Source organism: Pedococcus sp. (genome assembly GCF_036554925.1).
Lineage (GTDB): Bacteria > Actinomycetota > Actinomycetes > Actinomycetales > Dermatophilaceae > Pedococcus_A.
In genome coordinates, this window is the sequence record NZ_DATBMI010000086.1 from 17,736 (window position 1) to 41,051 (window position 23,316).

The window sequence follows — 23,316 nt, forward strand, 5'->3', positions numbered from 1 at the left end:
CTCATCATCCTCCACGCGGGCCCGCCGTGACGTCCGTTCGCGGACGCCGGCGGCGGGTGCCCGGCGTCGGGTCACATGGGCTCGGCGACGACGGGGGCGGGGCCATGGGCGGCGACGAAGCCACACACTTCCTCGACCGACGTGAACCGGCGTGTGCGAGGCAGGCACGTCAGGCGCCACAGCAGCTCGCTGGGCGCCCCCCGCCGGATCAGGGCGGCGAGGAGCTCGTCCTGGTTCGCCGGGAACACGTGCGGACGCAGCAGGGTGGCGAGCTCTGCGCGCCAGTCGGCGGTGGTGCGCGACGGCGTGTGGGTCGCAGGCCCGGACGGAGCCGATGCAGTCATGGTGAAGCCCCCTTGCGACGGTCGGGCGCGCCCGGGGCCGGTCAGGCGCTGCGGGCTGCCGCGACGGTGATGTGGGACCACCATGCCCCTGCCCGGCCTGCTCCGCATCTCCACGGGCCGGAGGCCGCCACGGCGGGCTGCGCACCACCAGCACACCCGGCCAGCCCAGCCCAGCCCGTCACGCCGCTCGCCCAGCCCAGCCCGTCAGGCCGCTCGCCCGGCTGAGCCCGTCAGGCCGCTCGCCTGCAGCTGGTGCCGCAGGATGGCCAGCCGCGGCTCCAGCCGGACCAGCCGCACCTTCGTCCACGCGTGCAGCATGCCCGTGACCAGGTCGCACGTCTCCCACATCAGGACGCGCTGGCGCGACACCGTCGCGTGCTCGAGGTACGACGCGAGGAACTGCTCGCACAGGTCGTCGAGGAGCGCGAGGTTCTCCGCCAGTGGCTCACCGACCAACGGCTGCCCGGTGTAGAGGAGGGAGCTGATCCCGATGTCGCGCAGCTTGGCCCGGAACCTGCCGAGGTCCAGGGCGGGCTCGGCCATCGAGGCGCCGTCGAAGTCGATGAAGCCCAGCCCGTCGGGGTGCAGCAGCACCTGTGCGGGCCGGAAGTCGTGGTGTGCCGGGACGATCGGGTCGGCAGGGTGCTCCGCCGCCAGCTCCTCCAGCCGCTGCAGCAGCGGAGCGGCGGCGCCCTGGAGCTGTGGCACGGTCAGGCCCAGCCGGTCGATGACGTCGCGCACCTCGACGAGCTCGTCCTCGAACGTCGCCGTCCGGCCGTACACCGCGCCCGTCTGGTGCAGGGTCGCCAGGGCCCGACCGGTGTCCGACAGTGCCCCCCGGAGGGCGTCCATCGCCTCGGGGCCGCCGTCGGCGAAGGCCTGGCGGGCGAGCTCCTTGAGCGTGAGCTCCTCCCGGATCGGGCCCTGCACGAGGATGCGCTCCTCGGGGAGGAAGGCCAGCGGCTCGGCCAGGTCCAGGACCCCGCGCCAGGACGGGGTCTCCCAGAGGGCGGTCATCGCCTCCCAGGCGGTCTGCCCCTTGTCGCCCTGGTGCGTCTTGAGGACCACCGTGCGAGGCGGCGGGGGAGTGCTGGGCTGGGCGTAGGTGACCCCGACGACCACCGTGCACCGGCTGCCCGGCTTGTAGCGGACCACCACCGGGTCACAGGTGGCAATGCTGGCCCGGTCGTAGCCTGCCGCGCGCAGAACCGGCTGCAGCAGCTCGGCCGCGGCACCCGGCTCGGTGAGCATCGGCAGGGCGGGGAGGGCCTCGTCGCTCACCTCGTGCTGCAGCTCGAGGCGCAGGTCGGGCAGCCAGCCCGACCACCCCTCCTCGCCGAACGCCGCGCCGGCCGAGCTGCTCGCGTCCGGGCCCGGGTGGTCCTGCGTGGGAGCCCAGAGGGTCCCGACCAGGACCACGTCGCGGGGCTCCCCATCCGGACCCCGCACGCTCAGCCGGTAGCGCGCCAGCCACTCGGACTCCTTGGCGCGCAGGCGTTCCGGTCGGCAGGACAGGAGCTCCAGCCGGCCGTCGGCGAGCTCCGGCACCTGCTGGGTGAGGCTGGCGCCCACCCGGGCACCGTCCATCGGCTCGGCGAGCCAGCGCGGCAGCTCTGCAAAGGGGTCCAGCGAGGCGACGACGGGGTCGGTGTCCGAGATGAGTGTCATAGGTCAACCCTCCGGGTGGTGATCGAGTCGAGCAGGGACAGCGCCAGGCCGACGCGGTACTCCTTGAGCTGGCGGCAGGCGCGCAGCGCGGTACGGGCGAGCGTCGTGCCGCGGTAGAGCGCCACCCGCTCGGTGGCCTCGGCCGCGGCGGCGGTCCGGGGGCTGGCGTCGCCATAGCCGTCGAGGAACGCTCGGGAGAGGTCGTGGACCACCGGCGTGGCCGCCGCGCCACCCTGCTTGACCGCCAGCAGCTCCAGGTGGGCCAGGAAGCGGCCGAGGTCCAGGGCCGGGTCGGCCCAGCACAGGGTGTCGAGGTCGACGACCGCGGTTCCGCCGGCGTCGAGGAGCACCTGCGACGGGGTGAAGTCCCCGTGTGACAGGACCAGGTCCGGCGCCGTGGGGGCCGCGGCCAGCGCCCCGTCGACCGCACTCCCGACGGTGAGGGCCACCTCGGGCCAGTAGGACCCGACCAGGGCGAGCTCGCGGCGCAGGGTCGCCTGCTCCTTGACCAGCGAGCGCACCGGGGCGGTGGCCAGGTCGCTGCCGTGCAGTGAGGCGAGAGCCATGCCCGCGGCACGGACGGCCTCGCGGAGCGCAGCCCGCTCGTCCTCCAGCACCCGGTCGGGCGGTGCCTGGAGGACCGTCCGCAGCAGATCGGGGATCAGCGGCCGGCCGGGCAGGGCCTGGGTGACGAGCAGCCGCAGCGACGGCGCGTAGAGGACCGGCCGGGGGAACCACGGCGCCACCCCGTCCTCGAGGCCGGCCTGCTGCGCGGCGAGGGCCTCCAGGAACACCTCGACGACGTCTCCACCGGAGTCGGGGTAGACCTTGGCGTAGAACATCTTCGCGGGCCCGGCCGATGCGTCCTGCGCGGGCTCGGGGAACGTGTACCGGAGGACGCAGGCACCCTCCCGGGGGTGGTGCACGACCTCGACGACCGGCGGGACCCCGGTGCGTGGTGAGCACGCCAGCAGCGACACCGTGGCAGGGTTCATGGCGCGCTCGAGCGTCGGCAGGTCTGGGTCGATGGGGAACGAGTGCAGGGCCAGCGCCGCGCCCGGCACCACCGCGCTGGTCGTGGACCAGGGGCCGGTGTGCCGCGGGCGTGCCGCCTCCGCCCGGCCCACGCGCTCGGCCAGGTACCGCTGTGCGGAGTCGTCGTTCTCGAACAGGCGGCCGAGGACGATGCGCTCAGCAGGGTCGTCCTCGACGTGCACCCGGTAGCGCAGGCTGCACGAGCCGTCGGCGCGCAGCCAGAACGTCCCGGCGCGGGCGCTCTCCACGGCCGGGCCGTCGGCGGGAAGCAGGTGGCCCACGTGGTCGCGAGCCTGCGTGTCGTCCAGGACTGACGCGAGTCCGGGGAGTCGGTCCGCCAGGCGCTCGGCGAGGCCGAGGCCCCCCGGCACGTCGGCGTGTGCCGCCGTCGGCGGGGCCGCGGTGAGGGAGGGGCGCTCGTCGGCCACGTCGGCGGCGGTGGCGCGTGCCGCGGCACCGGCGGCGAGGTCGGTCTGGTAGAGCGCGGCATACGCCCCGCCCGCTGCCACGAGGTCGTCGTGCGTGCCGGACTCCACGATCTGCCCACCCGCCACGACCATCACCCGGTCGGCGCTCTTGACCAGCCCGGGGTCGTGGGAGATGACCACCGTGGTCGTCCCGCGCATCAGGTCCCTCAGGGCGTTGACGACCGTCGCGGCGGACTCGGCGTCGAGCCCCGTCGTCGGCTCGTCCAGGATGAGGATCGGCGCTCGGCGGATGAAGGCGCGGGCGATGGCCAGGCGCTGGCGCTGGCCCCCGGAGAGGGTGGACCCGCGCTCCCCGAGCGCGGTCTCGTAGCCGTCGGGGAGGTCCATGATGAAGTCGTGGGCGTTGGCCATCCGCGCGGCCGCCTCGATCTGCTCCCGGGTGGGGTCCTCCACGCCGTAGCCGATGTTCTCCGCCACGCTCCCACTGAGCAGCACGGTCTCCTGGAGCACCAGGCTGATCTGGCGCCGGAGCGACGCGAGCGTGAGGCTGCGCAGGTCGAGCCCGTCCACGAGGACGGTGCCCTGGTCCGGGTCGTAGAGCCGCGGCACCAGCTGGGCGATGGTGCTCTTGCCCGCGCCGCTGAAGCCGACCAGCGCCACGACCTCTCCGGGTGCCACGTCGAAGTCGATGTCCCGCAGCGCAGCCGGCCGCTGCTCCTGCCGGGTGCCGTCCTCGTGCTCGGCCGGGTAGGTGAAGCTGACGTGCTGGAAGGTCAGGCGGCCCTTGAGGGGCGGGGCCGGCAGCGCCCCCGGGAGGTCCTGGACGACCACCTCGCGGTCGAGGAGGTCGTCGATGCGCTCCACGCTCGCGAAGACCTTGCCGATCTTGTACCACTCGCTGACGATCTTGCGCGCCGGCTTGAACATGTTCTGCAGCAGCAGCACGAACAGGACCAGCGTGCCGACCGTGATCGTGCCGTGGTCGACGAGCCACACACCGAGCCAGATCACCGCGGCGATGGAGAGCGCCTCGACGATCGCGATGACGAAGCTGAACTGCGCCTGGATGTTCGCGGCCCGCAGGGAGGCGAACATGCTCTTGCCGGTCTGGTCGGAGAACTTCTCGAGGTCGACGGTGCCGCGCCCGTAGCTCTGCACGAGCCGGATCGAGGCGAGCATCTCCTGTGCCGTCGAGGCGAGGTCGCCCTCACGGTCACGCTGCGTCTTCGACGCCGTCTTGATGCGCCGCGAGAAGTGGTTCGACACCACGGAGAGCACCGGGACGACGATGATCGCCACCAGCGCCACACTCCAGGACTTGAACAGCAGGAACACGAAGCTGCCGACCAGCACCATGAGGCTGCCCAGGATGTTGCTGACGGACTTCACGACGAAGTCCTCGACCACCAGCACGTCGCCGGTGACCCGGGTCAGGACGTCGCCGGTCCGCTTCTTGTCGTGGTAGCCCAGGGGCAGCCGCTGCAGGTGGGAGTACATCGCGACCCGGATGCTGTAGCCCAGCGACCGTCCGCCACGGGCCATGCAGACCTCGGTGAAGGAGTCCGCCGCGCTGTTGACCGCGGCGATGAGGATGATCGCGGTCGTGAGCACGAGGATGGTCTCGATGCGCTCGGAGTCCAGGAGGGAGGGGAACCCGAGATCGCGTACGCCGGGGTGGGCACCCTGGAGGAAGTCGATGAGCACGGCGATGGGGTAGGCCTCGAAGACCGCGCTCACCGCCTCGATGAGCAGGAACAGCACACCGAGGACGTACACCTTGCGGTCCCCCCTGAACCGCCGGAAGAGCTGGACGGTTCGTCGCAGGTCCCCGGGCGGGGTCCGGTGCCGCCGATGCTGTCCGCGTGGCGTGGTCACGCTGCCTCCCTGAGGTTGTCGAGGCACCGCTCTGCCTCGCTGATGAGGGCCCCCGCCAAGGGGGACCGTGGCGCCCGCGCAAAGGCGCGCAGGGACTTGCGCTCCAGGGCGACGGCCTCCTGCCAGCGGATCCGCGCGAGGTCGTGGCCCGGCCCGGCACTGCGCAGGTAGGCGAACAGGAACAGCTCGGCGGCGTCCGCGAACGCCGTTGCGCCGGAGGGGAACCGGCCGGCGAGGCCGTGGCGGAGCTCGAGCTGGCGCAGGGTCGCCAGGAACGTCCCGACGTCGCCGGCCTGGTCCGAGGTGCCGCAGTGGTCGAGGTCGAGCAGGTGGACGCGGTCGGCGGAGAGCAGGAACTGGCTGGGCTTGCAGTCGCCGTGCACGGTGCCGGTCCGTTGGGCGGGGAGGCGGTCGTGGACGCGCATGAGCCGGTGCGCCAGCCGCATGGCGGCCCGGCCCACGACGGGGTCCACGGTGGCGATGCGGTCGGCCCGCAGCGTGAACCGGTGCAGCTCGGCGTCGACGGGTCGCGCTCGCCCGGACACCAGCGGCAGGGAGTGGAGCTCGGCCAGGGCCTGCGCGGCTCGCTGCACGCCCCTGGCCAGTCCCGCCGCGGTCGTGCCCCGGCAGCCGATCAGGGAGTCGAGGGGAGCGCCCGCCACCACGTCCTGCACGACGACGCGCAGCCCGGGAACCACCCCGGCCACCGGGGCGAACGCCAGCTCGCCGTGGCGTGGTGCCGCACCGAGCAGGCGGGGTGCCTCCTCGGCGACCGCCGCCGCCTTGCGCTCCTGGTGGTACACCTTGGCGACGTAGCGTGCGCCCCCGATCGTGACCAGCACCGTCGCCCTCTTCCCGGGCCGGTAGCGCAGCAACCGGACCCGGCAGCGGGGCGCCGGTCGGCCCGTCGCGGTCAGGGGGAGGGCACCGGCCAGCGCGTCCGCCAGAGCCGCCGGGTCCATCACCGTCGGCAGCCCGGGGAGGTCGGGGTCGTGCGGGAAGGGGGAGAGCACCACCCCCGGCTCGACGACGCCGGCGCCGCCGGGGGGCAGCACGTCCGGGGAGAGCAGGTCACCACGGACGAGCTGCCCTGCGTGCTCGTAGAGCAGCTCGGCCCGCAGCCCGGGCTCGAACTTCGCGTCGAGCACATGGGTCGGCCCATCGGCGCCGAGCGCCGCCGCCAGCCGGGGACCCATGAGCCGCGGGCTCAGGGCCTCGGTGAAGCGGTCGGCGTCGGTCTGCCGTGGCGCCGTCCTCATGGGGCCACCCCCACCGCTGCGGTTCGGGTCCCGAAGATGCCGGCGAGTCGCAGCGCGGCGGCGTTGACGTCGTAGTCGTCCTCCACCGTGGCCCGGGCTGAGGTTCCCATCCGTGCCCTCAGGTCGGGGTCGGCGAGGAGGGTGGCCAGGCCCTGGGCGATCAGGGAGGGGTCGCCGGGGGGCACCATGGCGCCGTTGACACCGTCCTGCACCAGCTCCGGCACGCCCCCGACGGACGTGGTGACCACGGGGACGGCCGACGCCATCGCCTCGACCAGCACGTTCGGGATGCCGTCCCGGTCGCCGTCCTCGGTGACCCTGGGCGTGAGCGCGAAGACGTCGGTGTGGGCCAGCGCCGCCACCACCTCGTCGCTGTCCCGGGCCCCCATGAACTCGACACACGGGGCCAGGTCGAGCTCGTCGCGCAGCCGCGTCAGGGGCTCCAGCAGCGGGCCGTCGCCGTAGATCCGGCACGTGAAGCGCAGGCCGCCGGTGGCCAGCAGCGCCAGCGCCCGGAGCAGGTCGTCGAACCCCTTCTTCTCCACCAGCCGGCCGATGGACGTGATCGCCGGGGCGCGGTCGTCGCCCGTGGAGCGGCGCTCCACCGGGGCGAAACGGCGCAGGTCCACGCCGTGGTGGACCACGCTGACCGGTGGCCGGTCGGCTGCAGGCACGGCCGAGCTGATGTAGCCGGCGTTGGCCTCGCAGCAGGTCACCACGGCGACCGCACCGGCGGCTCGCGCAGCCAGGCTCGATGGAGGGATCTGCAGCAGGTCGCGTGCGTGGGCGGTGAAGCTGAACGTCAGCCCCGCGAGCCGGGACGCGAAGAGGCCCACCAGTGCGGGGTCGTGCGCGAAGTGGGCGTGGAGGTGCGCGACCCGGTCGCCGGAGGCCCTCCGCCGCGTCACCGCACGGGCGATCAGGACGGCCTGCGCGAAGCACTCGCGGGTGGTGCACTCGCCGTACCCGTCGGCCAGCCCGCGGTGGCGCAGCGCGAACAGCGCGGTCCTCACGAACCGGGTGGGGGAGTCGGCCAGCACCTCGAGGTACGGCCACAGGCGAGCCCGCCCGCGGAGCCGGGCGCGGTCCTCCAGGTAGACCACCGGCGCGTGCACCCGGGCGACCTGTGGCTGCACCAGCGTCTCGCCGGACCGCGCGAGGCTGAAGATCGCCAGTTCGACGCCCTGCTGCTCGAGCGCCAGCACCTCATTGACGATGAACGTCTGGGACAGCCGAGGCCAGCTGCGTACGACGTAGATCACCTGCTCAGACATCTCAGTCCCCCTGCCAGTGCCTGTTCGACCCCCGCGCGGCGCCGTGCCGCGGTCGCTGCCCGGAACGGTGCCGCCCCCGAAGCCCACTGCCGCGCGATCTTGAGCCACGCGTACGCCCGGAACGACGCCAGGGACCCTCGGTCCACCCACCCGGTGGCCGCGGCGTACTCCTCGAGGAACGCCGACGCGAGCACCGCCGGCCTCCCGCGGTCCAGGAGCGCGGCATACGCGCTGAAGTGACCGAGGTCGAAGGCCGGGTCACCTTGGCGCGCCTCGTCCAGGTCGATCACGTGCAGGCCGTCGCCGACCAGGACGTGGCCGGGGTGGAAGTCCTTGTGCAGGGGCACCGCGCGGCCATTCGCGACGGCCCCCGCCGACCACCCGTCGGCGAGGCGCTGGGCGGGCTCGGCGAGGTCGGGGTGCAGCCGGCCGATGAGGGCGGCCCAGGCCCGGGTGCTGGCGACCTCGGTGTCCAGGCTGAGGCTGCGGGGGAGCTCGACCTCGCACGAGTGCAGGCACGCCAGCCACCGGGCCGCCCCGCGGACACCTGCCTGCAGCCGCACGGGGTCGGTGACCGTGCTGAGCGGTGTGCCCTCACGGTGCCGGTAGACGACCAGGCCCAGGTCGGGGACGTGCGCGAGCGGCTCGGGCACCGAGGGCGCGGTGCCGACCGGTGCCGACGACAGCAGCAGCAGGTGCTGGTGCAGCAGCACGGCCCGTCGCGGCTCGACGAAGACCTTGCCCACGACCAGGCTGGGGGTCGGGCCGTCGAGGCCCCGTACCCGGTAGCGCACCACCGCACGACGGCCGGAGGCGCTGGCGAGCTCGGTGGCCGACTCCACGGTGATGGCGTCCGCGCGACCAGGGGTGGTGGGCGCCAGGGCCCGGGCCAAGACGCCGGACATGTGCCGGACGTCGAGGAGGTCCACCGCGGCGCTGCGCGGGGGCTGCCGCCGGTCGGTGAGGAGCTCGGCGGCGGCGTCGAGGAGGGCAGGCACGCGACCCCAGTCGCGGGTCTCGAGCCGCCGGAAGCGCCGCACCGCGACCTGGAGCAGCCCGGCGGCGCGCCACCAGCTGAGCGTCTCGCCGTCGAGGGGCCCGGCCTGTGCCTCGTAGGCGTTGAGCAGGGCGGCGCCGGCCGCCGTCAGGGTGCCCTGCTGGGCAGGCTGGCACCGGCCCTGCCAGACCAGGTGGGCCAGGGCCGTGCCGAGGTCGCGGGCGGGGTCGCTCCGGCAGGTGCCGTCGACATCCAGCACCACGAGGCGCCCTTCGGCGCCGAGCACCACCTGCCCGGCCCGGAAGGCTCCGTGCGCCAGCACCTCGACCCCGCGGGCGGGCGCGCCGTCCCGCAGCCGGTCGGTCAGCAGGCGCAGCCGTGCCGCGAACTCCCCGTCCGCACGCCGTGCGGCCTCGACGGACTCCTCGATCGCGGCCAGCTGGTCCGCCGCCGACCACGAGGGGGCCGCGATGCCGTCCTGGGCGTGGAAGCGCGCGAGCAGCTGCCCCAGCCGCGCGGCGACCCAGGTCTTCTCCGACGCCGGGACACCGGGGTCGCGCAGCACAGAGGACACCGACCGGCCGTTCACGGCTCCCACCACGATGGTCTGGCCCTCCGGCCAGACCGCCGTGAGGGTGGGCACCAGCTCACGGCCGCCCGGGAGCCCGGCGAGGGCCACGACGAGCGGGGCCACGGTGTCGAACTCGTGGGGACGGAGCACCTTGGCGAAGCACGTCAGGCCCCGGGTCGCGGTACGCACGTCGTAGCGCAGCACGCACCGCAGCCCGGGGCGGTACCTGACGGGCTCGACCGAGCAGTGCAGGACCGGCTCGCCGAGCACCGCGCCGAGCCGGGCGGCGACGGTCTCCGCCCGGGCGGCGGTGGCGAGGCCCGGCAGCAGCTCGTCCTCCCGGTAGTCGTGGCGGGTCCAGCCGGTCGGTGTGACGCTGATGTCGACGAAGGTGGCGGAGCCGCGTCGCGCCGGGACCCGGTAGGCGAGCCGCGCGCCCTGGCCGGGCGTCCACCGCGCGTCGTGCAGGACCCAGGACTGCGCGCCGGCGTCGTGCGGCAGTGCCGCGCCGAGCGCCGAGAGGGCCGGGTCGAGCCCGGCGAGCCGGGTCGCGGCGCGCTGGTCGAGGATCGGCGGGGGCGTCATGCCGACCGCCGGTCGGAGTCGAGGCTGGCCCAGGCACGCTCCACCTGGTCCTGGACGCGCTGCTCCCACGCAGGGTCGTGCACCGCGCACCGGCGCGCCGCGAACTTCGCCTCGAACAGCGCCGCCAGCAGCCCCGCGCGGGCCCAGCGGTGGTCGGCTCCGGCGCCGTAGCCGGCGCGGAAGGAGGCGGCGAGCTCGGCGGCGCGGGCGTCGTCACCCGACCACCAGCGCAGGTCGGCGAGGAACTTGCCGAGGTCGACGGCGGGGTCGCCCACGCACACCCGGTCGAGGTCGAGGAGGCGCACTCTGCCGTCCTCGACCAGGAGGTTGTCGGACTTCAGGTCGCCGTGGAGCAACGTCGGTGTGGCTGCGGGCATCGTGGCCACGGTCTGCGACACGGCCGTCACCAGCTCGTCGTACTGCCGGCCGAGCGCCGGCAGCAGCACCCGCAGGTGGTCGCCGGCCCGCAGCGTGGACGCAGCCTCGGCGTCGAGGCCCTGCTCCGGCAGGAGCGCCAGCCCCGTCAGGTCGAGGGCGGAGCGGCCGTGGTCGTGCAGCGCCCGGGCCGCCCGCCCGGCGAGCGAGACGTATGCCGTGGCGTCACCCACCGTGGCGGCTCCTTCCGTGGCGTCACCGCGCCCGGCCAGCAGCTGGGAGAGCGGGCTGCCGCCGGAGAGCCGCCACACGGCGGCCCACTCCAGTGCGGAGTGGCCGAGCGGCTCGACGACGTCTGCCCCGGGGCAGTGCGAGGCGAGCATCGGGCGCAGGCTGCGCGCGGCGCTGATGGCTCGCGGACCCGAGTGGTCGCGGTCCGTCTTCACGACGAAGCCGCGGCCCCGGTCGGGGTCGGTGACGCGCAGGACGTGCCGCTGGCCCGGCCGGTAACGGATGGTGGAGACCTGCAGCCGGGCGGTCGCCAGGCCGCGGCCCGGGTCCAGCCGGGCGAGGAGGGCTGCGAGATAGGAGGGGCTCGTCAGCCGGGAGAGGTGCGGCATCGCGGGGTCCGCCGGTGAGGTGGTGACCGAGACGCGGGGTGCGTCGGCCACGGAGGCGCCCGCCTGCCAGCTGACCGCCAGGTGCTCGGCAGGGGTGCCGTCGGGCCGGCCGCGGCGGTAGTACGCGGTCAGCTTGCGGTGGGGCTTGAACTTGGTCCGCAGCAGCTCCAGATCCTCGCCGGGGCTGCGCGCTCCCTTGGTGGGCGTCACCTCCAGGCCGTGTCGCCACGGGGCCAGGGCCACACCGCGCACCGCCTCGACGCCCAGTGACCCGCTCAGGACCGCGCGGAGGGGCTCACTCGGCGGGTCGTGGCGGTGCGTCACGCGCACCGTTCCCGACGTCACGGCTAGGCCTCGCTCACCAACCCGTTGGCGCTGGCCCGTTCGCCGTCGCTGGAGGGGATCCGCACGACGTCGGCACCCCGGGCCAGCAGGTGCTGCACTGCGCGCTCGCGTCCGCGGAGGTCCGGGGGCTCCTCCGGCTGCACGGGGGCCGCGCGCAGCGCCCGCACCATCGCCTCGGCGAGGGCGTCGGGGGCCAGGACGTCGGGGGAGAGCCAGTTCACCCATCCGCGCTCGGCGAAGCCGCTGGCCCGCAGCCTCTGCTCGGCGCTGGGGCCGGATCGGGGCACCAGCAGCGCCCGCCGGCCCAGGCTGAGGATCTCGGCCGTCGTGTTGTAGCCCGCCATCGCCACGACCAGGTCGGCGGCGTTGAGGTAGTTGAGCGAGTCCGGCACGCTTCGCCGCACGACCACCGGCAGCCCGCTGGCCAGCTCCCTCAGCCGTGCTCGCTCCGCAGGGGGGAGGAAGGGGCCGGTGACGACCAGCACCACGCAGGGGTGCTCGGCGTGCAGCTGCGGGACGGCCTCGACCAGCGTCCGGAAGAGGCGTTCCCCGTCCGCGCCGCCGCCGGCCATGGCCACGACCAGGGACGCCTCGGGGTTGTCGCGCAGGAGCTTGCGGCGCAGCCGCTTGCGCGAGGTCACGGGCGCCGAGGAGCAGACGTACCCGCAGTACCTCAGGCGGCTGCTGATCGCCGCGGGCCACCCGTAGTGGGCTGCGACGTCGAAGACGTCGCGCGAGCCGTAGACGAGCACGTCGTCGTAGTGGTGCTCCACGGCCTCGAACGCCCCCTCGAGGTGCCACCGCTGTCGGATGGTGGCCGGGGCGTCGAGGATGTCGCGCAGGCCGAGCACCATGCGCACCCGCCGCCGCTGCAGGCTCTCGAGCGCCGGCACGAGCTCGCCCATCGCACCGTGCGGCATGTGGTCGACGAGCAGCACGTCCGGCCGGAAGCTCTGGGCGGCAGCCCGGATGATCTCCTTGCGCACGGCCAGGACGTCGGTGAACGGCATCGAGAGCGAGACGGGCTGCCAGTCGCCCGGACCCCGCTTGCGGATCGAGGGCAGCTTGAGGTGCTCGTGCCCCGCGGCCGTGGAGAAGAACTGGCCGACCGGCGAGTCGCAGATGGTGAGGACGCTCGAGCCGGGCTCGGCCGCGAGGAACTCCGCGGCGAGCAGGGTCGTGCGCCGCAGGTGGCCCAGACCCAGGCCGTCCTGGGAGTAGATCAGCAGACGCGCCCCCGCACGCGTGGCCGGCATGTCAGCTCCCCGCCGACGGCATCAGCACGAGGTCGTCGTCCGACGCGAGGCGGCTGCGCAGTCCCGTGTGCCACTCCACCTGGCGCTGCAGCCCGGTGCGCAGTGAGGTGTCGGCGGACCACGACAGGTGGGTGTGCGCGGTGCGGGTGTTGCCCTCCGTGCGCGGCACGTCGCCCAGGCGCTCGTCGCACTGCACGATCGCCGAGGGCCCGGCGCCGACCAGCTCGTTGAGGAGGCCGATCAGGGTCCCGACGGAGGTGGGCCGGCCGCTGGCGACGTCGAGCACGGCAGCCCGGGGAAGGTCGGCGGAGAGCGCCAGCACGGTGGCGTTGACGACGTCCCCGACGTACGTGAAGTCGCGCACCTGGCTGCCGTCCCCGTAGACCTCCAGGGGACGCCCGTCCAGCAGCGCCTCGATGAAGCGGTGCGCGGCCATGTCCGGGCGCTGCCGCGGGCCGTACACCGAGAAGTACCGCAGCGAGACGGTGCTCAAGCCGTGGCTGAGGGCGTAGGCGCCGACCAGCGCCTCCGCGGCGAGCTTGCTGACGCCGTAGGGGCTGTAGGGGCGGGGCTCGCCCTCCGCCCGCAGGGCATCCGCCTCGCCACCGTAGACCGAGGAGCTCGAGGCGTAGACGAGGCGACCGACACCCTGCGCGACGGCCGCCTCGAGGAGGCGATGGGTCGCCATGACGTTGCGGTCGACGTAGCGGTCGAACGAGGGTCCCCACGAGGTGGACACTCCCGGTTCACCCGCCAGGTGGGCGACGGCGTCCACGCCGTCGAGGGCCGCGTCGAGGCGCGCATGGAGGAGGTCGCCCTCGACGAGCTCGAAGTGGGGGTCCTTGACCAGATGGGCGATGTTGGCCCGCTTGCGTCCCGGCTCGTAGAACGTCGTGAAGGCGTCGAGCCCGCGCACGAGGACGCCCTGCGCGAGAAGCGCCTCGCAGAGGTGGCTGCCGATGAAGCCGGCGGCTCCGGTCACGAGAACGCACCTCATGGCGTCCCCCCGGGGGACGCGACCGGGGTCGATGGGTGACCGGGCGCGTCGGCGTCGGACTCCGCGCTCGCAGTGGGCATGACACAGCAGGTCTTCATGACGTTTCCTCCCCGTCCCATCTGTCCAGCAGGTGAAGAACAGACGGCCATTTACCTCCCGTTAAGGCAACCAAAAGCAAGCCCGGGGGTCATCGGGCTTCTGGCGTAAGCGCACCCCTCCCGGGATGCGTCAAACGGCGGGAGCGTGAGTGTGCATTTGGCGGACCGCAGGGGGAGGCCACGGGGGCGGCTTCCGCGTGTCGCTCCGGCCGTCCTGGGCGCATGTGACCGGGTTAGTCCTTTCGGCCGATTCCTCCCCGCCGAACGTGTGAAGTGGGTTCAGGTGCCCGGATTGTCACCCTGATCACTCGTATGTTGCCGATCGCTTGAGGATTCCCCCACTAGGAAGGTGACGCTGTGACCACAGGGCAGTCAGCGGCGAGCCGCGCCTCTCGGAGCTGGTCCTTCGGCCAGTGGCCGCTCCGGCGCAAACTGGCAGCAGCACTCATCTTCCCCGTCCTGCTCGCCTTCGCCCTCGGCGGCCTGCGCGTGAAGAGCGACGTCGACCAGGCCCAGCAGTTCGCGCGGGCGGCCGACCTCACCGTCCTGCTGCGACCGGTGGTCGAGTACAACCTCGCGGTGCAGCGTCTCGCCGCAGCGAAGGCTCTCGGCGGCGACGGGCTCCAGGACGCCACGAAGACCTACGACGCGGCGGCTGCGGCGGTGACCAAGGCCCTCGACGGCGCGGACGTCTCCGAGGAGGTGCGGGGCCAGGTCACCAGTGCCCTCGGCCTCGGCAAGGCCGTCCGGGTTGCCACCGCCCAGCAGGGTGCCGGCTCCGTGGCCATGGACAAGTCCGCCACCACGTCCAGCCTGGTGTCGACCATCGTCGGCGGGATCGGTCTCAACGACGTCTCCTCGGTCCAGACCCTCGTCGCCATGCAGGACGCGATCGCGGCCCAGCGTGCGATGACCGCCCAGCAGCTCAACCTCGCCAACACCGACGACGCCAGCGGTGGCCTCTCCGCCATCGAGCAGGTCGGCGCCGAGGCCTCGTTCGTCAGCCGCCTCAAGGACCAGTCGAGCGGGGAGCGCGGCAGCTACGTCCGGCAGCTGATCAACGAGAACGACCGGCGGGGCCTGTTCCTGCAGGGCGGCAACCTCGACGACGCCTCCCGCCAGCTGGTGGGCGACGGGTACCAGCGCAGCAACGTCGCGTACGCCGGCCTGTTCGACCGCCAGCTCTCCGACCTCGAGAACGCCCTGCGCACCAGTGCCAGCGAGCACCGCGCCCAGGCGTTCGTCAGCTCCGCCCTGGTCGCCGGCGCCCTGCTGGCCGCACTGGTCATCGTTCTCGCACTGCTCCGCTCGCTGCTCACGCCGATCCAGGTCCTGCGCCAGGGCGCCCTCGACGTGGCCCGGCACAAGCTGCCGGACGCCGTCCGCCGGATCCGCGACGGTGAGGAGCCGCCGAAGGCCGAGCCGATCCCGATCCACACCACCGAGGAGATGGGCCAGCTGGCCCGCGCGGTCGACGACCTCCACGAGCAGGCCCTCGTCCTCGCCGGGGAGCAGGCCCGGCTCCGGGTCCAGGTCGGCAGCATGTTCGAGACGCTGTCGCGTCGCAGCACGTCGCTCATCGACCAGCAGCTCAGCCTCATCGAGCGGCTCGAGCGCGACGAGGAGGACCCCCAGCGGCTGCAGAGCCTGTTCCGCCTCGACCACCTGGCCGCCCGCATGCGCCGCAACAGCGACTCGCTGCTGGTGCTCGCCGGCACGTCCACCCGTCGGGGGCTCTCGGGGTCGGTGTCCGTGTCGGACGCCGTGCAGGCCGCCGTGTCCGAGGTCGAGAACTACCAGCGGATCGACATCGGCGAGACCTCGGACGACCAGGTCCTGGCGTCCGTCGGCTCCGACCTCATCCACATGATCGCCGAGGTCGTCGACAACGCCCTGGCCTACTCTCCGCCGAGCAGCCGGGTGAAGATCCACGGCGCCCGCACGCCCGACGGCGGCCTGCTGGTCGAGGTGCGCGACGCCGGTCTCGGTATGCCGCCGAACGAGCTCGCCGCCCTGAACGAGCGGCTCGCGGACGGCACCGACATCACCGCCGACACCGCGCGCCGGATGGGCCTGTTCGTGGTGGGCAGCCTGGCGCAGCGCCATGGCATCTCGGTGCGCCTGCGCCGCAACGGCGACGCGGACAAGAACGGCATCACCGTCTCGCTCCACCTGCCCGCCCACCTGCTGGCCGCCCGTCCCGCCGCCGCGAAGCCGGCTGCGGCGAAGGGAGCCGCACCCGTGCCGGCCAAGGCGCCCCAGGCGGCCGTGGCCCCGCAGGTGCCGGTTGCCCCCAACGGCGCGGCAGCCGCGCCGGTCGCGGACACCGTACGGACGCCGCTGAACGGTTCGCCGGCTTCGGCGGGCGGCGGTGCGCCGACGGTCAACGGGCTGCCCGTGCGCAAGCCGATGGCGACCGGCATCACCGAGCTCACCGGCGGCGGAGCCCTGCCGGTGCGCCGCACCCCGCAGGCACGTGACGGGGCGGCAGCACCTGCCCCTGCCGGTGCCCCGGCCCAGGACGCCGCCCCCGTCGCGGGGGGCCTGGCGGTTCCGGAGACCAAGGACGCCCCGGCGGCCACGGAGGCCAAGGACGCCCCGGCGGCCAAGGACGCCCCGGCGGCCAAGGATGCCGACAGCGCCCCGGCGCACCCCGTCACGCCCACCCAGGGCGCGGCCGCTGCCCCGACCGGGCCCGGCGAGGAGACCCCCTCGCCGGCGAAGGAGGGCGGGCGCCGGTTCGGGCTCCCGGTCCGCAAGCCGATGGCCACCCGGATCACGGAGCACACGGGCGGACCCGTCACCCGGCCCCAGGAGGCCCCGGCGAGCGAGGAGGCTCCGGCCGAGCACCGCATGCCGGCGAACCTCTCCGCGTGGCTGGACCACCGGGCCAAGCTGGCCGCGGTGCGCGCCAAGGCCGAGGCCGAGGCTGCCACCTCGGCGGAGGAGGGAACCGAGGGTTCGTCCGGAGTCTTCGAGCAGGCCTCGGCGACCGCCGATGGCGTCGAGTTCGCCGCCGCCGAGGCGGAGCCCGCCCGTGGGGGCACCGAGCAGACAGGTGGTGACGTGACCCAGCAGCAGCTCGCGCAGGACGCGCTGGTGGAGGAGGGGCCCGCCGGGCTGCCCCGCCGCCAGCCCGGCGCCTCGGGGATCTCGCCGACCGCATCCTCGGCCTCTGGCCTGCCGGTGCGCACGCCGGGAGCCTCCGGGGTCGTCTCCCCGGCGGAGCCGGTCCACACACCGGTGACAGCGACAGGGCGCAGTGGCGCCACGGCATACCTCGGCGCTCGCCGCTCCCGCGAGCCCGAGTCGGACGCGGACCCTGCCCCGGTCGGTTCCCCTGAGGCAGGGACGACGGCCGACACGGCGACGACGGTGGTCGAGGAGACCCCGATCTTCCGCTCGATGATGTCGCGCTGGCTCTCGGACCCCGCGGGCGCAGCCCAGGGCGAGAACCCGACCTGGTCGCCCACCACTGCCGACGAGGGATGGAACGCCGCCGCCCGCCTCGAGGCCGACGAGCCGCTGGAGGAGTCGACCGCGGGCCTGCCCATCCGTCGACCGGGGGACCACCTCGTCCCGGGCGCCATCGAGGACACCGTGTCCGAGCCCGTGCCCACCGCCGCCCCGGCCCGTGACCCCGAGACGATCCGCCGCAACCTGAACAGCCACACCCGAGGCGTGAGGTCCGCTCGCGCCGACGCCCTTAACGGGACCCACCGAGAGGAAGCCGATGTCCACTGACGCCATGACGCAGCCCAAGGGCGAATTCGACTGGCTTGTCGCCAAGTTCGTCACGGAGACCCCAGGCGTGTCACACGCCATCCTCGTGTCGGCGGATGGCCTCCCGATGGCCTCCAGCGAGCAGCTGCCGCCGGACCGCGCGGAGCAGATGGCCGCGGTCGCCTCGGGCATGGCCAGCCTCGCTGCCGGGGCCGCCCGTCTCTTCCAGGGCGGAGGAGTGCTCCAGTCGGTGATCGAGATGGAGCTCGGCTACCTGCTGCTCATGAGTGTCGGTGACGGCTCGCACCTGGCGGCCCTGACCGGCACGGACTCCGACATCGGGCAGGTCGGGTACGAGATGGCCGTCCTCGTCGACCGGGTTGGCCGGGTCATCGACGCCGGCGCCCGGTCCCACATGACGGGGTAGTCGATGGACGCCGAGGGAACCACCGCGCCGAAGGGCCCGAACCTGGTCAGGCCGTACTTCCTGACCAAGGGCCGCACCCAGGCCGACGTCGAGCTGCCCATCGAGGCCACGGTCCAGATCCAGCCTTCTGCCCGCAAGGCGACCTGGCCTGCGGGGGAGATGTCCAGCAAGATCATCGCGCTCTGCGAGACCCCGCAGTCCGTCGCTGAGGTGTCCGCCAAGCTGAGCGTGCCCCTCGGGGTCACCCGCGTGCTCCTGGGGGACCTGATCTCCGCAGGGCACCTGAAGACCCAGGCAACCATCTCCGAATCCTCCACCACCGACGAACGCCGTGACCTCATCGAAAGGACCCTCAGTGGACTACGCGCCCTCTAACCGCAACAGCGCCTCGACGAAAATCGTCGTGGCGGGCGGGTTCGGAGTCGGCAAGACCACCTTCGTGGGTGCCGTCTCCGAGATCGACCCCCTTCGCACCGAAGCCCTCGTCACCGACGTCTCCGAGGGCGTCGACAACATCGACAAGGTCCAGACGAAGACCTCCACCACGGTGGCGATGGACTTCGGCAGGATCACCCTCGCCGAGGACCTCGTGCTCTACCTGTTCGGCACCCCCGGGCAGCGTCGCTTCTGGTTCATGTGGGACGACCTGGTCAAGGGCGCGATCGGCGCGGTGGTCCTCGTCGACACGCGCCGGCTCGACGACAGCTTCGCGGCCGTCGACTACTTCGAGGCTCGGGGGCTGCCCTTCATCGTGGCGATCAACGAGTTCGAGGACGCCCAGCGCTTCGGGCTCGAGGAGATCCGCGAGGCCCTCGCCATCCCGGCCTCCGTGCCGATGATGAACGTCGACGCCCGCGACCGGGAGTCGGCCAAGCACGCGCTCGTCCGCATCACCGAGTTCGCGCTCACGCAGCTCGCAGCGGTGCCCGTCTAGGACCTCACGCCAGCTGGCCGAGGAGCTCCGCACGGAGCTCCTCGGTCAGCTGTTCCTGCTCTGGCAGCAGGTCGGGGTCGGCGACGACCGTGACGACGAGCTGGTCCGCGTAGGACAGCGCGTCGAAGGCGACGCCGACGTTGCCCGGCGACACGGACACCGGGAGCACCTCGGCGACCCGCAGCCCGGCCAGGGTGAGGGGCTCGACGGGTCCTCGGACGTTGGACAGGAAGGTGTGCACGAGCCGCTGGTGGGCGAGGAGCGGCCCGAGCAGCCCGAGCCGGCCGAGGCCGCGGAAGGCGAGCGACAGGGGTGCGGCCGACTGGGCCCGCTCGGCGGCCTGCCACTGCCGTGACCACGCGGCGACCGCCCGCAGCCGGGCCCGGGGGTCCGGGTCCATCGGTATGGCGATGGGGCGTACCCCGGTGCGGTTGCCGGCTCCGGTGCGGGTCTCGTCGGGGCCGCCGGCCCCCGGCGCAGCGGCCACCGGCACCGAGACGATCAGGGTGCGCAGGTCGTCGCCGCGCCGGCGGAGGGTGCTGGCCATCGCGCCCGAGGCCGCTGCGAGCAGCAGGTCGTTGACCGTGCACTCCCGCCGGTGAGCCGCATCGACGAGCCGTCCGCGTTCCAGGGTGACCGCCGTCAGGCGACGCCGCGCGCCGGTCGGCCGGTTCAGTGAGGTGCGTCCGGCGAAGACGGGACGGCCTGCCCCCACCCCCAGCTCACGCAGCCCGCCCAGGGCCCTGCGCAGCGCGGGCCACAGCCCGCGCGCTGTCGTCAGCCGTCCGCGCAGGGCGTCCGCCGCGAGCTCGCGCCGGGTGGCTGGCGGGCGCGGGAATGCCTCCCGCGCAGGGGTGTCGGCCGCGCCGCCCGCCGCACGGGTGTCTGTCAGGCTGCCCGTCGCCGGGGCGTCGGCCAGGGCCGCGAGGACGGCCAGGCCCCCGATGCCGTCGGCGACGACGTGGTGGAGCACGATCACCAGGGCCGCCTGTCGTCCCGACAGGCCGGTCACGAGCAGGAGCGACCACAGCGGCCGGTCGCGGGGCAGGTGGCGGCAGAACGCGTCTGCGGCCAGGCCGAGCAGTGCGTCGCGGCCTCCCGACTCCTCGGTACCCGCGTGTGACGGGTCTGCGTCTGAGACGTCTGCGTGCTCCAGGTGTGCCGCGAGGGTGAAGGCCGGGTCGTCCTGCCAGACCGGGCGACCGCACAGGGGCGGTGCCTGCACGAGCCGCTGGCGCAGCCGGGGTACCCGCGTGACGCGCGGACCGAGCACGGCGGCCAGGGTGGGGAGGTCGAGTCCTTCGGCGTCGTCGAGCACCAGGACCGCCCCGATGTTCATCGGCGCCGGGCCGGTGTCGCTGACGAGGACCACGAGGTCGCCGGGCGTGGCCCGTTCCGGCCGGCCCGCCGTCGACCCAGCCCCCCGGTCGGGGGAGCTGGGTCGGCGGTGGCCGGTCATGGCCTCGGAGTGGCCCGGTCAGTGGCCCGGTCAGTGGCGTCCGTCAGTGGCGTCCGTCAGTGGCAGGAGGTCGTGCCGGTGTCGGTGTACGGGTTGGAGGTGACCGGGTAGGCCTGCTTGAACTCCCAGTCGTAGCTGTCGGGGTGCAGCGTCAGGGCCAGCACGCCGAACGCGGTGTCGTTCCCGGCCTGGAAGTTGGGCAGGCGCGGGGACGCCAGCTTGGAGTGGCTCTTGCCGCCCATGCCGACGATGAAGGCGCGGATGCCGTTCTGGGTGTCGACCTTGCTGCTGGGGGTCTGCTGCGCGTACCGCGCGTAGAGGTGGCTGTTGCCCGTGAGCAGCACGTCCACGTCACCGGCGTAGAGGGCCTCGACGATGGCCTTGTACTTGTTGACGGTGTTGCCGTTCGCCCAGTAGGGCCGGTGCATCACGGCGAGCACGCAGCTCTTGCTGTTGTCTGCCAGGTCGGCCTTCAGCCACTTCACCTGCGGGCTGGAGGCGCTGCACCCTCCCACGCCGGTGCCTGTGCAGTTGGTGTTGAGCGCGACGACGTGCCAGTTGTCGCCGATGTCGTAGCTGTACCAACCCTGGCAGGACTTGGTGCAGGAGCCCTGCTGGTGGCGTGCCGGCTGGCCGTTCCTCTCGCCGAAGTACGTGAAGAAGCCCTCCGCGCCGGGTGTCGAGCAGCCACCACCGGAGTAGTCGTCCTCACCGACCACGGGGTAGGTCTTGTCCCACCACTGGCCCCACGTCTTGTCGTAGGCGTTCTGGAAGGCGCTCAGCTGGCCGCAGTTGTACTGGTTGTCGCCCACCGTGACCACGTGGGTGGCGTCCGCGAGCAGCTCGGCTGTCAGGTCGTCGCGGCACTTGCGCCCGCGCGAGCTGCCCGGGGCACACGCGATGTCGCCCGCAGCCATGACCACCGGGTCGCTGACCGCAACCGCGCTGGTCCCACTCGCCACGCTCACCACCGAGCCGACCAGTGCCGCCAACAGTGCTGCTACCGCCCATCGCCGTCGCATCATCGTGCCTCCCGACTCGTCCGATCCCAGGCGTTGAACCCGAGCCCACCAGCCACCACCCTGCAGCACCGCCCCGGCACGTACCTCGCCCGAAATGGTGAAGCCATGCGGGGGCCACCCGCGGTTTGCAGTAGGCAGATGCGACGAGTCTTACCGATTCGTGACAGAGCCCCCCAGGAGGTGCTCCAGTGGTGGTTCGTCGACGCGGGCCGCGCCAGACTCGCGGCATGAGGGTGCTGCTGACCGGCGCTGCCGGCTTCATCGGGTCCGTCACTGCGGCGTCGCTGGCCGGGCGGGGCCATGAGGTCGTGGGGGTCGACGTGCTGCTGCCCCTCGCGCACCGGGCCGGGGCACCGACCCCGCCCGGCATCGTGGTCAGGGACGTTCGCGACGCCGCCGACTGGGGCCACCTGCTGCGAGGCGTCGACGTGGTGTGCCACCTGGCCGCCATGGTCGGCGCCGGCGTGAGTCCCGCAGACCTCCCGCTGTATGCCGCGCACAACGACCTCGGGACGGCCTCCCTCCTGGCGGCGATGCACGCTGCCGGCGTGCGCCGGCTCGTCCAGGCCTCGTCCATGGTGGTGTACGGCGAGGGCCGGTACGCCTGCGCGACGCACGGACCACAACCCGCGCGGCCCCGGGACCCGGACGCCCTCGCGCGGGGACGGTTCGACCACGACTGCCCGTGGTGCAGCCGCCCTCTGCAGTGGCTTGCGGTCGAGGAGGACGCCCCCCTCGACCCACGGAGCGCCTATGCCGCCAGCAAGGTCGCCCAGGAGCACTACGCCGCAGCCTGGGCCCGTCAGTCGGGCAGCGTGGCCGTGTCCCTGCGGTACCACAACGTCTACGGGCCGGGCATGCCCCGTGACACGTCCTACGCGGGTGTGGCGGCCATCTTCCGATCGGCCCTCGAGGCCGGCCGGGCGCCGTCGGTCTTCGAGGACGGTGCCCAGCTGCGCGACTTCATCCACGTGTCCGACGTCGCCGCGGCGAACGTGGCGGCCCTCGAGGAGGTGGGTGACCGCGCGCCGGGCGGCGGCCACACGGCATACAACATCTGTTCGGGGGAGCCGGTGAGCCTCCTCGGCGTCGCCCAGCGCATCACGGCCGGGCTGGCCCCACGCCTGCGCCCCGTCGTGACCGGCGAGTACCGCCCCGGCGACGTGCGTCATGTCGTCGCCTCGCCGGCCCGGGCCCGTGCCGAGCTGGGGTTCTCCGCCTCGGTACACCCGGACGAGGGGCTCGCGCGCTTCGCGACCGACCCGCTTCGGGGGTGAGGGGGGCGTCACCAGGGCGTCCAGAGCAGGTGCTGCAGGGCCAGCGCTGACCCCGCCTGGGCCGCCAGCGCACCGCGGCGCCAGCCAGGGGGGAGCGCGGCCACTGCCAGGACCAGCCACGGCACGAACGGCAACCAGATCCGCTCCACCTCGGCCTTGCTCATCAGCGAGAGGTCGGCGACGACGACCATGGCCACGGCCGACGTGACGAGGACGGGCACGGCACCTCCGTCGGCTGGTGGCAGCAGGCGCCCGAGGCCGGCGGGTCGCCGTGGCTGCCGGTACGCCGAGAGCGCGGCGGGCACGGAGGCCGCGACCGCTGGACCGGCGCACAGCACCAGGGCAGCGATGTTGCCCCACAGCCAGTACGCCTCGGGGCGCTGACTGGCGATCCCGGCCCAGTAGCGCTCTCGCAGAACCGGAAAGGCCTCCCACCACGCGAAGCCCAGCCCGGCGAACACCGCCACGACGCCCAACCCCGCGGCCAGCCCCACAGGGACCACGACGGGCAGAGGTCGCCAGCGGCGGGCGGCCAGCAGCACGCCTCCAGCGAGCAGCGCGAGGAGCACCAGGCCGTAGGACAGGAAGACACAGGCCGCCAGCAGCAGACCCGACAGGGCGGCCCAGCCCACCTGCCCGTGGAGGGCGCGGGCGGTCACAGCCAAGGCCAGGCCAGCGGCGCCCCAGGCCGCGACTGTGGCGAAGGCTGCGTCGGCGGAGACGCCCTGCCACAACGCCGCGGGGCCC

At 73.6% G+C, this 23,316-nt stretch carries 16 protein-coding genes and 1 pseudogene; 5 read left to right on the forward strand and 12 right to left on the reverse strand.

Annotated elements, in window-relative coordinates; translation table 11 throughout:
- Nucleotides 1–71: 71 nt before the first annotated feature.
- The 9 genes from VIB11_RS07260 to VIB11_RS07300 all read right to left on the reverse strand — a co-directional run bounded on the left by VIB11_RS07260 (nt 72) and on the right by VIB11_RS07300 (nt 13,614).
- On the reverse strand, nt 72–344 hold the full coding sequence (locus VIB11_RS07260) for a DUF2795 domain-containing protein (RefSeq protein ID WP_332029808.1): 273 nt from the start codon (nt 342–344) through the stop codon (nt 72–74).
- A 204-nt stretch (nt 345–548) separates the two neighbouring features.
- A complete protein-coding gene (locus VIB11_RS07265; protein ID WP_332029809.1) occupies nt 549–2,012 on the reverse strand; it encodes a phosphotransferase family protein in 1,464 nt (487 codons plus the stop codon).
- Nucleotides 2,009–5,350, reverse strand: a complete 3,342-nt coding sequence (locus VIB11_RS07270; protein ID WP_332029812.1) for an ABC transporter transmembrane domain-containing protein — start codon at nt 5,348–5,350, stop codon at nt 2,009–2,011. The genes VIB11_RS07265 and VIB11_RS07270 overlap by 4 nt, the downstream gene beginning before the upstream one ends.
- Nucleotides 5,347–6,609: an aminoglycoside phosphotransferase family protein gene (locus VIB11_RS07275; RefSeq protein ID WP_332029814.1), complete on the reverse strand. Its 1,263-nt coding sequence runs from the start codon at nt 6,607–6,609 to the stop codon at nt 5,347–5,349. Before VIB11_RS07275 ends, VIB11_RS07270 begins: the two co-directional genes overlap by 4 nt.
- Nucleotides 6,606–7,883 (reverse strand): glycosyltransferase, encoded by a 1,278-nt coding sequence (locus VIB11_RS07280; protein ID WP_332029816.1) that lies wholly within the window; start codon nt 7,881–7,883, stop codon nt 6,606–6,608. The genes VIB11_RS07275 and VIB11_RS07280 overlap by 4 nt, the downstream gene beginning before the upstream one ends.
- A complete protein-coding gene (locus VIB11_RS07285; protein ID WP_332029818.1) occupies nt 7,868–10,036 on the reverse strand; it encodes an aminoglycoside phosphotransferase family protein in 2,169 nt (722 codons plus the stop codon). The genes VIB11_RS07280 and VIB11_RS07285 overlap by 16 nt, the downstream gene beginning before the upstream one ends.
- Nucleotides 10,033–11,376: an aminoglycoside phosphotransferase family protein gene (locus VIB11_RS07290; RefSeq protein WP_332029819.1), complete on the reverse strand. Its 1,344-nt coding sequence runs from the start codon at nt 11,374–11,376 to the stop codon at nt 10,033–10,035. The genes VIB11_RS07285 and VIB11_RS07290 overlap by 4 nt, the downstream gene beginning before the upstream one ends.
- 2 nt (nt 11,377–11,378) lie before the next feature.
- A complete protein-coding gene (locus tag VIB11_RS07295) occupies nt 11,379–12,632 on the reverse strand; it encodes a glycosyltransferase family protein (protein ID WP_332029821.1) in 1,254 nt (417 codons plus the stop codon).
- A gap of 1 nt (nt 12,633) precedes the next feature.
- Nucleotides 12,634–13,614: an NAD-dependent epimerase/dehydratase family protein gene (locus VIB11_RS07300; protein WP_332029823.1), complete on the reverse strand. Its 981-nt coding sequence runs from the start codon at nt 13,612–13,614 to the stop codon at nt 12,634–12,636.
- A 470-nt stretch (nt 13,615–14,084) separates the two neighbouring features.
- On the opposite strand from VIB11_RS07300, the gene VIB11_RS07305 reads away from it, so the two are divergent.
- The 4 genes from VIB11_RS07305 to VIB11_RS07320 are packed head-to-tail and all read left to right on the forward strand — an operon-like array spanning nt 14,085 to nt 18,811.
- A complete protein-coding gene (locus tag VIB11_RS07305) occupies nt 14,085–17,471 on the forward strand; it encodes a sensor histidine kinase (protein ID WP_332029824.1) in 3,387 nt (1,128 codons plus the stop codon).
- Between the two features lie 4 nt (nt 17,472–17,475).
- Nucleotides 17,476–17,877: a roadblock/LC7 domain-containing protein gene (locus VIB11_RS07310; RefSeq protein WP_332029826.1), complete on the forward strand. Its 402-nt coding sequence runs from the start codon at nt 17,476–17,478 to the stop codon at nt 17,875–17,877.
- Between the two features lie 3 nt (nt 17,878–17,880).
- A complete protein-coding gene (locus tag VIB11_RS07315; protein WP_332029828.1) occupies nt 17,881–18,252 on the forward strand; it encodes a DUF742 domain-containing protein in 372 nt (123 codons plus the stop codon).
- Nucleotides 18,233–18,811, forward strand: a complete 579-nt coding sequence (locus VIB11_RS07320) for an ATP/GTP-binding protein (protein WP_332029830.1) — start codon at nt 18,233–18,235, stop codon at nt 18,809–18,811. Before VIB11_RS07315 ends, VIB11_RS07320 begins: the two co-directional genes overlap by 20 nt.
- A gap of 4 nt (nt 18,812–18,815) precedes the next feature.
- Here the strand turns inward: VIB11_RS07320 and VIB11_RS07325 are convergent, their stop codons facing one another.
- Together VIB11_RS07325 and VIB11_RS07330 are read right to left on the reverse strand one after the other, a co-directional pair.
- A complete protein-coding gene (locus VIB11_RS07325; RefSeq protein ID WP_332029832.1) occupies nt 18,816–20,270 on the reverse strand; it encodes a wax ester/triacylglycerol synthase domain-containing protein in 1,455 nt (484 codons plus the stop codon).
- Nucleotides 20,271–20,326: 56 nt separating this feature from the next.
- Nucleotides 20,327–21,232, reverse strand: coding sequence for a hypothetical protein (locus VIB11_RS07330; protein WP_332029834.1), 906 nt, complete (start codon nt 21,230–21,232; stop codon nt 20,327–20,329).
- A gap of 287 nt (nt 21,233–21,519) precedes the next feature.
- Between VIB11_RS07330 and VIB11_RS07335 the strand changes: the two genes are divergently transcribed.
- Complete coding sequence (locus VIB11_RS07335) at nt 21,520–22,569, forward strand: NAD-dependent epimerase/dehydratase family protein (protein WP_332029836.1); 1,050 nt, start codon at nt 21,520–21,522, stop codon at nt 22,567–22,569.
- Nucleotides 22,570–22,577: 8 nt separating this feature from the next.
- Here the strand turns inward: VIB11_RS07335 and VIB11_RS07340 are convergent.
- Nucleotides 22,578–23,316, reverse strand: a pseudogene (locus tag VIB11_RS07340) (hypothetical protein); the annotation flags it as partial.